This window comes from Chitinophaga sp., assembly GCF_036569185.1.
Classification (GTDB): domain Bacteria; phylum Bacteroidota; class Bacteroidia; order Chitinophagales; family Chitinophagaceae; genus Chitinophaga.
Genome location: NZ_DATCRD010000260.1, coordinates 1 through 11,760 on the forward strand (window position 1 = coordinate 1; position 11,760 = coordinate 11,760).

The window sequence follows — 11,760 nt, forward strand, 5'->3', positions numbered from 1 at the left end:
AACCCGCCGTATATGGAAAGATGGAAATGCGTTGGCAGCTGCAACCAATGCTTTTTAATGCTCACGTTTAAAATTTCAACATGAAGAAACTACTTTTGCTGGTACTCCTTTTCCTGGCTTTTGCTGTTTCCGGCATTTGCATGTTTGGTGAACCTATTATTATCGAAGTTAAAAGCAATAAAGCAACAGTTAGCGAAGCGCTTCAGGCTGCAAAGTCTGTTCTGCTTGAAAGCAAGTTTGTTGCAGCAAATGGTATCCAGGAATCTTCCTTTACCGCCACTCGTACTACAGGAGCCAAAGCCGACTATTATGTGGCCGACGTCAGTGCAACAACTGAAAACGGTAAAGTAAAATTAACGATCACATTTACAAAGATTGGTACCGGCCTCTTAAGCCTCAGGAAAATTGCAGCGGAAGTGAAGTCGAAATTGGAAAAACAATAGCGGAATTGTTGGCCATTTTTTTTCAATTTTCTTTCAAAATCCAATACTGCGCCATAAGCAAAACGAAGTAGGTATTGGCTTTAGAACTTAAACGTTACATTCCCTGAAAAACGTCGTGGCATTTGCGGCTCAATAGTGCTCCAGCCTTTATAATATTCCTTGTTACCAATGTTATCGAGCTTGAACGCGATGTTAAACTTGTTGGTATTGTAAAACAGGGAACCATTTAATACCGTATAAGAGGGTAAAGTGAATACGCCGGTAGTAAGCCTGTTGAGGATCATGTTTTCGCTGGCGTAGTTGCCCCCAAAGCCGATACCAAATCCTTTCACCGGGCCGTCCTGGAATTTATAGGTGACCCAGAGGTTAGCGAGGTTCTTAGGGCCCGCTTCTTCGGGACGTCTGCCCAGGTATTCTTTATCGTTGGTTGCTGTAAACTTGCTGTCGTTGTAGCTATAACCACCACTGATGTTCAAACCTGCCACCGGGTTAGCTACTATTTCCGCTTCTACACCGCGACTGGTTCTTTCACCGCCCTGTGTATAAGCCAGCGCAGTGCCGCCGCCTGTTTGCAGGATGATATTTTTCACTTTAATATCGTAGTAACTCACGGAACCGGTGATCATACCACCCAGGAGGTTTACTTTCACACCGCCTTCCAGCTGGTTGGCCTGTTCCGGATCAAAACTTTCCCATACATTGTCGCCTCGTTGTCTTGGCGCACTGTTGGTGAACCCGTTCATATAATTCGCAAAAACAGACAATGTATTCAGGATAGGCTGGTACACGATCCCGAATTTAGGCGACAGCGCGGTTTGTGAGTATTTATCATTTACACCAGCAGTAAGACCACCATTCTTAAAATGATCTACACGCAAACTGGCCATTACAGATAAGCTGGGCAGGATGTTGAATACATCAGACACGTAAGCGCTGTATGTTTCCTGTGTAAGATTAGAGTTGTCTACCGGCAAAGCATTCAGCAATGAATCGGTATGTTGTTTAGACAGGATACCGTTGTCGTTACCGGCCATATCTACCAGGCCATTCATGGCATAGCCGGTGCTGTTGCCCTGTGTATGACGGTTGAAATAATCCAGGCCGGCCACTACCCTGTTGCGGAACTGCCCGATCTTAAAATCGCCGGTGAAGTTCTGCTGGATATCGGTGGTATTGGTGCTGCCGTTCTGGTAGCTGATATACCTTGCGAAAGTGGGCGAAATATTTGGGAAACCCGGCATGGCAGAAGATCCCTCATAGAGGTAAGAATAATAGCCTTCCGATTTAGCGGTTCCTCTTGATACAATGGTTTGCGAGGTCCATGTATCGGATAATTTATAAATCGCCTGCGCCTGTATGCTGGAAGTAGGCGTTTTGATGCTGAGGTTGTTGCTGGTATAAGAACGTTTGTTATCATATCCCAGTTCCTTCAGGTTCTTTGCGAACAGGGCGTTGCCGCGATCCAGGAATAAACTGGTGGGATTGGTACTTTCTGAGGAAAGAAATTCCGTGTTCAGCATCAGGGTAAGGCGATCGCTGGCACGATAGGTAAGTGAAGGCGCAATAAAGCGTTTCTTCACGAAGCCTGCGTCCTGGAAGCTGTTCTCATCATGGTAAGCGCCGGTTACACGCAGCAGCACTTTATTGTCTTTATCCAGCGGAGTGTTGATATCAGCGGTAACGCGGTTGAGGCCGTAGCTCCCGCCGGTATAACTGATTTCACCACCGAAGTCATCATAGGGTTTCTTTGTAATGGTGTTGATCAAACCGCCATAGGAAACAACGGAGCTGCCGTAAAGCGTACCAGACGGGCCTTTCACCACTTCAATCCTGTCGATGTTGGATACATCCAGGCCACCGTTGGTTAAACCAGGCAATCCGTTTACCAGAGTAGGCTGTACTGCAAAACCCCGAAGCGAATAATACCCGGCGCCATCGCCTGCGCGACCGGTAGAGGACCATAATTTGCTGATACCGGGAGCGTTGTTGAGGGCATTATCGTAGCTGGTGACTACCTGGTCTTTTATAAGTTCGCTGGAAATAACGCTGTATACCTGCGGGTTCTCAATATTTTTTAATGGCAGTTTGGCCACATACTCGCTGCTTCTTTTGGTGTATTTGTTCCGGGAGGCGGTTATCTCTACTTCATTCAGGTTCTTTTCAGAGATATTGAGCTGAAGATCGATGGTAATGGTTTTATCTTTTTCTACGGTCACCTCCCTGCTGGTGGTTTCGTATCCTGTAAGAGATACCTGGATCGTATAATTTCCCGGGTTAATGTTCCGGAGCAAGTAAGTACCGTTATCGTCTGTGAGCGTTGTTTTTTTGGTGCCTTTCAATACCACTACCACACCCGGAGCCGGCTTGTTGTCTGAAGTAGTTACCAATCCTTTAATGCTGCCGCCATTATCTATTTCTTCGGCTGACGCGGTTCCGGATAACATTACACTTAATAATAATAAACACCAACCTGTTCTCTTTAAAAATTTCTCCATTGTCTGATTCCTTAAAATTTGCTGGCGCAAAGTTCGGGACAGGGGCGATACGCCCGCTGACGGATACGGAATTTGATTTACGCAAAGCGGAAAAAATTGTCGCATGCAGGGCAAACGGGACATTGAAGCAACACATCAATATCTCAAACTAATATATTGACATTAAACACGTTAAAGTATTTATTTAAACTATTAATTCAAAGAACTCCGGGCAAATGAAAAAGGCCGCACCTGCTACGATGCGACCCTTTTCTTCTTCATCCACTATCTATCTACTTAACTTTTACATGCGGCACGGGAGCATTATCCCTTATTTCCTCGCTGGCGGTAGTTACCAGCGTATCTCCGGCACTGAGCTCTCCGAACACTTCGGTCTTACCATTTTCACTGCGACCGGTAGTGACCGGTACCCATTTTGAATGTTTGTCCTGGATCTTCAGCACAAACACGCCTTTGGTAGAATTCAGAACCGCAGACGAAGGCACCACGAAATTGTTGGCGCTACCGGTAAGGGGAACAGACACTTCCGCTACCATGCCGGGCAACAAAGATTTATCGTTATTGGCTACATCAATTTCAATATGCTGCGCCCGGAGCTTGCGATCCAGCGCGCCCGCCAGGCGGATCACTTTTCCTTTGAATGCTTTGTTATTGAGAGATCTTACTTTGAAATCTACCTCGCTCTGGTTAGTCAGGTAACTGGTATAGGCTTCCGGTACGCTTACCACCAACCTCAGTTTCTTTTGCTCCTGCAGGGTGAATATGGGCATTTCGGAGCCCTTGCCGGAAGGGCCTACGTAAGCGCCGGCGCTTACATTACGCGCGGTGATCACCCCGCTGAACGGTGCGCGTATTTCCAGGTAATTACGGTTATCGCCTACTTCGCGGTGCGCCGCTTTGGCGGCATCCAGCTGGGCCAGGTCGGATTTCTGCCGGGCAAAGGCCAGGTCCAGGTCGTTCTGTGAAACAGTGCCGGGCGTTTTGCTGGTCTCCAGCAGGCGGTCGTAAGTGGCTTTGCTGGACAAATAAATAGCCTCCTGCGATTTCAGGCGGGATTCGGCGCCGGACAACTGCGAGTTGATCTCCGGCGCTTCCATGGTAGCCAGCAGCTGACCGGTGGATACTTCGCTTCCTACATCTACATTCATCTTTTTTACAAAGCTGCTCACCTTGGCATAAAGATCTACCTGCTGGAAAGCGATCAGCTCACCGGGGATCTGGATGGAAGAAGATAAGCTGCCCTTCTCCAGGGAAAAAACTTCCAGGGGGGCTGCTGCTTCAGTGGCGGATGTGTCTTTTCCTTCTTTGGCGCCGGAAGCACTGCAACTGTACAGTCCTACGCTGATCACCATCGCTGACAATAAAGGAAATGTAATACGGGTACCGCTGTTCATAAATTATATTTTAAAAGAATTAGATAATGGTTATGCTTTTTCGTCTGACGGGATATAGTGAATACTTTCTTCATCTCTCGGGTGCAGCGATACGCTTTGCGTGCCCGCTTTTCCCTGTCCCCATGCAAACGCCAGCGGCAATATAAACAAAGCCGCAAAGGTAGATGCCACCAGGCCGCCGATCACGGCCCTTCCCAGCGGCGACGACTGGTCGCCGGCTTCACCAAGACCGCTCGCCATCGGGATCATGCCCACCACCATCGCGAGGGCCGTCATCAGGATAGGACGGATACGCAGTGCAGCCGCTTCTGAAGCAGACAACAGTGCATCGCCGTTGTGCTTGCGGATCTGTTCCGCATTGGTGATGAGCAGCACCGCGTTGGAAATAGATACCCCTACCGACATGATCATGCCCATGTACGATTGCAGGTTCAGCGTAGAGCCGCACAACATCAGTAATGAAAGGGACCCTAATAATACCGCCGGCACCGTAGCCAATACTACTGCAGATACTTTGAACGACTGGAAATTAGCCGCCAGCATCAGGAAGATCACCACGATGGCTACGATCAATCCACCCTGCAGGCTATCCAATGTATCTGTGAGCGTACTGCTTAACCCGATCAGCTCCACGTTCAATCCCCTTGGCAACTCTCCTAGTGCAGCAATAGCTTTCTTTACATCCGCTGAAGCCGAGCCCAGGTCTTTATTATTCAGATTAGCCGTTACCGTTAGTGTGGGCATGGCGCCCAGGTTATCCACTTCACCATAAGTAGTATCAACCGACATAGTAGCCACATCGCTCAGTACCGGGCGGGAAGCATTCCTTAATAAAGGGATCTCACCGATCTGCCCCTGGCTGTTCATCTTACTTTCCGGCACCTGTACCTGTACGTTGTAACTCAACCCCGCCTTTTCATCTACCCAAATATTTTTTTCCGTAAGCCTTGAGGAAGAAGTAGAAGCCACCAGGGAACGGGATATATCATTCATATCTACGCCCAGCTGCGCCGCTCTGATACGGTCTATATTTACATTGATGGCCGGATACTTTATCGATTGCCCCAGCTGCACATCACGGAGATAAGAAAGCTTTTTTAATTCCGTGATCAGCTTCTGCGCATATTGCTCGCTCAGTTTCCGGTCGCGGCCCGCAAACCTTACCTCCACCGGTGTGGGAGAGCCCTGGCTGAGGATCTTATCCGTTAGCTCTATGGGCTCAAATGAAAGACTGATCTTCGGATCAATTGATTTTGCTTTCTCCCGTATCCTGTCTTTTAATTCATCGAGGTTGGTTTTATAATGCTCGCTAAGCGATACCTGTATTACAGATTCATGCGGCCCCGCCATCCAGAGGAAGATAGGCGCCGTAGAGAACAACTGCGGGTGCATACCAATGTAGGCGGAAGTAATGGACACATTTTCCTTTCCTACTACCTGGTTAATACCATCCAGCAGCTTGATGGTTTGCTCTTCTGTGCGTTCAATACGGGTACCATCCGGCACTCTCATTCTTACCTGGAACTGGCTGCCGTTTACTTTTGGCAATACATCACGGCCAATACTGTTCAGCAGTAATGCCACGATACCGCACACAGCTACCAGGTAAATGATCACAATCGGTTTACGGTAAGGCATCATCCGCTGGATAAAGCGCAGGTAGCGGTTCCTCAATCGCTCGAAACGGCTGATCTTACCGTTGTTATTAAAATCGCTCCGTTCTACCAATGCTTTTTTCTGCTCCCAGGTATCTTTCTCTCCTGAAAGACCAGCAGCCGCAAATTCCTCCGCATCGGTCATCTCCTTACCATCTGCTTTTTTATGATGCTTTACTTTCATGACCCAGTTAGCCATGATAGGCACAAATGTTTGGGCCAGGAAATAAGAGATGATCATGCTGAAACCTATGGCCAGGGCCAGCGGCAGGAACAGGGAGCCGGGGATGCCACCCATGGTAAATGCCGGTGCAAACACCGCGAGGATACAGAACAGGATCAGCAATTTTGGGAAAGCAATTTCCTGGCAGGCATCCCAGATGGCCAGTGCTTTGGGTTTACCCATATCCAGGTGCTGATGTATATTTTCTATCGTTACTGTACTTTCATCTACCAGGATACCGATGGCCAGCGCCAGTCCGCTCAGCGTCATGATATTGATGGTTTGCCCGAACAGGCTTAGAAAAAGTACAGCGGAAATAACAGAAGTAGGAATCGTAAGGATCACGATCATCGCGCCCCGGGGATCGCCCAGGAACAGCAATACCATTAAACCGGTAAGAATAGCGCCAATGATACCTTCTGTGAGCAAGCTTTTCACGGAGTTGATCACGTAGGTGGACTGGTCGAACTCATAACTCAGCTTCACATCTTCCGGCAGCTGCGCCTGCATTTTGGGCAGCGACTTTTTCAGGTTCTGCACCACTTCCCAGGTAGAGGCATCCGCGCCTTTGGCAATACTGAGGTATACAGAACGGCGGCCATTCACCAGGGCATAACCGGCAGTAACATCGGCTCCGTCTTCTACGGTCGCTACATCTCTCAGGTAAAGATTTTGTACATCTCCCTTAAACAAGGGTATATTTTCAAAATCCTTTACCGTTTTAATAGTGGTATTGGCAGGTGTGATATAGTTATTATCCCCGATGCGCACGTTACCGGAAGGCGCCGTTTGGTTATTCAGCCGCATGGCTTCCACCAGCTGGTCCGGCGTCATGTTATGCTGGCGAAGCAGCTCGGGATCTGCCTTGATCACCACAGTTCGCATATTACCACCAAATGGTGTGGAGCCTATCAGCCCCGGGATGGACGTAAAGGAAGAACGCACATACACGTTTGCCATATCCAGCAGTTCATTATTGCTACGCTTATCGCTGCTTAATACCAGCTGGCCTACCGGCAAGGTAGAGGCATCGAAACGTATAATAAACGGTGGGTTGGAACCAGGCGGAAAGATGGCCTGTATCCGGTTGGAGAAGGCGCTTACTTCCGCAGCTGCCTGCGCCATGTTGGTACCAGGATAAAAGTTGATCTTCATCAGCGTAAGCCCCTGGATATTTTTTGTTTCTATGCTTTTAACACCATTTACAAAGAGGAATATATTGATATATTGTTTGGCAAAGAAGGATTCCATCTGCTTGGGCGTGTACCCGCCAAAAGGGTGCGACACATAAATCACCGGCATATCCAGCTTCGGGAAGATATCAATCTTGATGGTATTGACTGCTTTTATCCCGAAGAAGAACAAACCGGCAACCAGCACCAGGATGGTGATGGGTTTCTTTAGAGCAAAACTGATTAAGTTCATGGTACTGAAATATTGATCATTAAGCCATCAATGGCGTCCGTTTAACGAAAAGCTAATTTTCAAAGATGCTGAAGTCGCCTGCTGCTGCGGCTTTCAGTAATAACGCCTGCCATACATTGCTATAAGCAATGTCTTTATCTGTTTCCGCCCTGATGAGCGCATACAGCGCCTGTGTTACATCCACCAGGTTGGTCAGTCCGTTTTTGTACAATACTGATTTCTGGAGATAGGCATCTGAAGCGGCTTTCACCTGTACGGGCGTTTCCCGGTAGTTATCCAGTGCGTTTTTAATTTTTATATCAGAGAGATCCAGCTGTGCGCGGATCTGCTGATCGGCAAGATGATATTCTTCCTGCAACCCCTGGCTTGTGAGCTGCTGTGCCCTTACCTGCCGCGAAACCCGGAAGGGCTGCGTGATGTTCCAGGTAACACCTACACCCAATAAATAATTGGTGCGGGTGGGCTTTACGCCATCCCAGTAATTGTGGGTGAAGTCAGTCTGATCGGCTGCGTAGCCATTGCCAAACCCCGAGCCTCTTGTCTGCAATACGCCTACCAGTGTAAACGCCGGGTAATAGAAGGTTTTGGCATACTTTGCCTGTTCATCGCTCAGCGCGATCCTGCTTTTATACCATTGCAGCAGCGGGTGGTTTTCCGGGGAAAAAGTTTGCTGCGGCAATGCAGGGATGCGGGCTACATAAGAAGTATCCAGTATAAACTGCCGCGGTGCAATACCCAGCAGCTGCGCCAGTTCGTTACTTTGTGTCTGTTCAAAATCCCTTGCCTTGGTGAGGGCAATTTTTGCATTGGAGTATTCCGCGTTTGCCTGCGAGGAGTCCACTCCCGCTATCAGCCCGTTCTTTACGCGGGTCACTACTACCGTCCGGATAGTATCTGCACGTTCCAGGTTTTCCTGGTAGGAACGGGTGAGCTGTTGCGCTGCAACGAGGTTTAAATAAGTGGCCGCCACTTTTATTTTGTGCTTAAAAATCTCCTGTTGCCAGTCTTTATCGTTCTGTGCGGCGGCCGCTAATGCTGTTTTAACCTTTTCCTTAGCTCTGCCAAAAGCAAAGAAATCCCAGTTGATATTAGTAAGGTATAAAGCGCCGAAGGAGGCGTTCCAGTTCTGATGATCGAGGGGAAGGCCGGAGGAAGCTACCCCCAAGCCTCCGAAGCCGTACAGGGGGCCATTCTGGCCGTTCACTGTACCATAGTCCTGCTGTGCTGCCACATTGAAATTAGGCAGGTAATCGCGGCGGGCCTGCGACACCTGTTCCCGGGAAGCCGCAGTGTAGCTGGCTTTGGCGCGGATGGTTCCATAGTTGGCAATAGCCGTATCAATAGCCTGTTTAAGTGTAAAAACCTGCTGAGCATATAAATTGTAGCCTGAAAACAGGGATACAACCGTCAACAGCCAATATTTCTTACTCCACATGAATAGATAGATTTTACGGTTGAAATGTCCTGAAGGATATTCAACCGCAAAATTTCTGTATCATTTTGAAGTAAACTTGAAGGAAATGGAAAACCGGGATATTTTTTTGTGAGATGGATGCTTAAACAGCTACCGCGGCCGCTGCAGGCTGGGTTTCGCTGTTAACTGTCTGTTTTTTGTAAAATGCTACACGGATCTTATGCCATCCATCGGCATAATCGTATTCTATTTCAAAGCCGTTCACTTCACAGATCTGTTTTACGATGGCAAGCCCAAGCCCGATGCTGTCGTTGCTCTGGTTACTTTTCTTAAACCGCTGGAACAGCTCACAGGTGGGGATCTGTGGAGGAATACCGGTATTGCTGACGCTCAGTTCCCGGTGCGTGAGCACCATTTTAATCTGCCCGCCGTCGCGGTTATGCCGGATGGCATTGCTGAGCAGGTTACTGATCAGCATCTCCGCAAGCGCCGGGTGAATGCTGAGCGGAATATTTTTATCGAGGTTGGTGGTAAGCGCAATTTCGCGCATGGTGATCCAGTCTTCATAAGTGGCGATCACATCTTTCACTACGCGGCAAAACTTAATACTTTCAGATACTTTAAACTCCTGGTTCTCCAGTTTGGTAAGCAGAATAAGGGAGCGGTTGATATGCGACAACTTTTCGATCGCATTCTGCATATCCCCTATCAGTGCGGCTTGTACGCCATCGATATTGGTTTCTGACAGCAGTTCTATTTTGCTGCGGATCACGGCCAGCGGTGTTTGCAGCTCATGCGAGGCATTTTCGCTGAACTCTTTTACGGCGGCATAATCTTCCATGGCTTTGTCGGTCATTTTGCCGAGGAAAACATTCAGTTCTTTAAACTCCGTAGTAGTGGTTTCCGGCAGCTGCAGTTTATCCTTCTGTTTCAGGTCGAAGCTGTGAATGGCTTTCATGGTGCGGCGCAGCGGGGAAAAGATCTTCCGGGAAAGCAATCTTGCTGTTACCGATACCGCGAAGATCATAAGCAGCATTTTCCATACTACGGTGCTGAGCATGCCACGGAATATTTCTTCCGACTTGATCACATAGTTAAACGAAGATATTTTGTAGGGCTGGTTGCCTATCATGTACCAGGAATCTACTGTGATACGGCATTCTTTCTCGCCCAGGTCTTCTGCTATAAAGTTATCTTTTGTTACCACCACTTTCTTTTCCGGGAGCGGGCCGGTCACCGTGCTGATCTGGATGGGCCTTCCGTGGGTATAACGGTCCGGTTTTTCGCCGGCCATCATTTGCTGGGCCACCCGGTCGTTCACGGCGGTCATACGCGCTATTTCCGCATCATCCAGGTGTCTTTTGATGTTGTTGCGGGAAATGTACATCGTGATGGGCGTGATCAGGAATACGATCCCGATAAACCATAACGTTATTTTATTAAGCAGCTTCATGTTTTGGAGGTATTAAACTTGTACCCTAATCCATACACCGTTTCTATATAATCCACTCCTTCTGCGGCGCTGATCTTCTTTCTCAGGTTTTTTACGTGCTGGTATACAAAGTCGAAATTAGCCAGGTTGTCCGTGTAATCGCCCCAGAGGTGTGCGGCAATGGCCTGCCGCGACAATACCCTGTTCTTATTGACCACAAAATACAACAACAGATCGAATTCCTTGCGGGTTACATCCAGGAGGGAGTTATTGATCGTGGCCTCCATGGTGTCTGTATTCAGCTCTATCTCGTTAAAAACAATGAGGTTATTCCCATCCAGCTTCTTACGGCGGTAAATAGCCCTTAGCCGGGCATGCAGCTCCGGCAGGTGAAAGGGTTTGGTTACGTAGTCGTCTGCTCCACGTTCGAGGCCATTCACTTTATCATCGAGCGCATCTTTGGCGGAGATGATCAGGATGCCGCTGCTGATATTTTCCTGGCGGATAAAATTAAGCAGTTCCAGCCCGTTGCCGTCCGGAAGCATAATATCCAGCAGGATACAATCATACGTGAAAAGGGAAAGCTTTTCCCTGGCTGTTTCCACATCATAGGCCAGTTCACTGATATACTTTTCCCCGTTGAGGTAATCGGAAATACCGCTGGCCAGTTCCTTATTATCTTCTACAATCAATACTTTCATAAAAACATACCTGGGTGCAAGGTGCAGGGTAAATTTATAGCAAATTTGAAGTTTTTGGCGGAGATTGACGCGGATTTTGTCTGACGCGGATGTTGTCTGACTCAGGATTAAACGGATTACAATGATTACGCTGATTAGATTTTGCGGAGATTTTTGAAGGATTCGGGAAGATAGAAGCGAATAAAGCGAACAGAGGGGATCGCCTTCGGCGATGCGGATTTTTTTGTTATATGATGGGGAGGTTTGCTGATTTGGATGGGCAATTGTTTAAATCAACAACAGAATTTTTTAACAAGGTGTGAACCTATTCCAGGCCAGGGCCAGGAGAGGATACTGAATAGATACAGTATGTGTACTCCTCATTTCCCCCGGATCTTCCCCGTATCCGAGCCGTATTTCACCAGGATATCAGCCGTATTTAATAAGATACAGCGTATCTCCGGGTCAGTTTTATCTTAGTTTCCGGAGAAGTATAAATATAACGGGAAGATTCTTACCATATGCTATATACCTGCATTAGTTTTTGCTTATGTACAGCCGGTCAGGACAAAAATCTCAAAAAAATCAATGCAACCAGT

At 47.9% G+C, this 11,760-nt stretch carries 7 protein-coding genes; 1 reads left to right on the forward strand and 6 read right to left on the reverse strand.

Features of this window, described 5'->3' with window-relative positions; genetic code table 11:
• The first annotated feature begins 80 nt into the window (after positions 1-80).
• Positions 81-443, forward strand: coding sequence for a hypothetical protein (locus VIM72_RS20065; protein ID WP_332004607.1), 363 nt, complete (start codon positions 81-83; stop codon positions 441-443).
• Between the two features lie 80 nt (positions 444-523).
• Here VIM72_RS20065 and VIM72_RS20070 read toward each other — a convergent pair whose 3' ends face one another.
• From VIM72_RS20070 to VIM72_RS20095, 6 genes are all read right to left on the reverse strand, one after another.
• Entirely contained in the window at positions 524-2,887 is a 2,364-nt protein-coding gene (locus VIM72_RS20070; RefSeq protein WP_332004608.1) for a TonB-dependent receptor, read from the reverse strand.
• A 323-nt stretch (positions 2,888-3,210) separates the two neighbouring features.
• The gene (locus VIM72_RS20075) at positions 3,211-4,332 is read right to left on the reverse strand and encodes an efflux RND transporter periplasmic adaptor subunit (protein WP_332004609.1); all 1,122 of its coding nucleotides are present in this window, start codon (positions 4,330-4,332) and stop codon (positions 3,211-3,213) included.
• Positions 4,333-4,362: 30 nt separating this feature from the next.
• On the reverse strand, positions 4,363-7,635 hold the full coding sequence (locus tag VIM72_RS20080; protein WP_332004610.1) for an efflux RND transporter permease subunit: 3,273 nt from the start codon (positions 7,633-7,635) through the stop codon (positions 4,363-4,365).
• 52 nt (positions 7,636-7,687) lie between these two features.
• Positions 7,688-9,070 carry a TolC family protein gene (locus tag VIM72_RS20085; protein ID WP_332004611.1) on the reverse strand — a complete coding sequence of 461 codons (1,383 nt, stop codon included), beginning with the start codon at positions 9,068-9,070 and terminating at the stop codon, positions 7,688-7,690.
• Between the two features lie 121 nt (positions 9,071-9,191).
• Complete coding sequence (locus tag VIM72_RS20090) at positions 9,192-10,502, reverse strand: HAMP domain-containing sensor histidine kinase (RefSeq protein WP_332004612.1); 1,311 nt, start codon at positions 10,500-10,502, stop codon at positions 9,192-9,194.
• Complete coding sequence (locus VIM72_RS20095; RefSeq protein WP_332004613.1) at positions 10,499-11,182, reverse strand: response regulator transcription factor; 684 nt, start codon at positions 11,180-11,182, stop codon at positions 10,499-10,501. Before VIM72_RS20095 ends, VIM72_RS20090 begins: the two co-directional genes overlap by 4 nt.
• Between the last annotated feature and the right edge of the window lie 578 nt (positions 11,183-11,760).

Coding starts and splice junctions, on each gene's coding strand:
- VIM72_RS20065 (WP_332004607.1), top strand. CDS start 81: ATGAAGAAACTACTTTTGCTGGTACTCCTTTTCCTGGCTTTTGCTGTT.
- VIM72_RS20070 (WP_332004608.1), bottom strand. CDS start 2,887: ATGTTATCCGGAACCGCGTCAGCCGAAGAAATAGATAATGGCGGCAGC.
- VIM72_RS20075 (WP_332004609.1), bottom strand. CDS start 4,332: ATGAACAGCGGTACCCGTATTACATTTCCTTTATTGTCAGCGATGGTG.
- VIM72_RS20080 (WP_332004610.1), bottom strand. CDS start 7,635: ATGAACTTAATCAGTTTTGCTCTAAAGAAACCCATCACCATCCTGGTG.
- VIM72_RS20085 (WP_332004611.1), bottom strand. CDS start 9,070: ATGTGGAGTAAGAAATATTGGCTGTTGACGGTTGTATCCCTGTTTTCA.
- VIM72_RS20090 (WP_332004612.1), bottom strand. CDS start 10,502: ATGAAGCTGCTTAATAAAATAACGTTATGGTTTATCGGGATCGTATTC.
- VIM72_RS20095 (WP_332004613.1), bottom strand. CDS start 11,182: ATGAAAGTATTGATTGTAGAAGATAATAAGGAACTGGCCAGCGGTATT.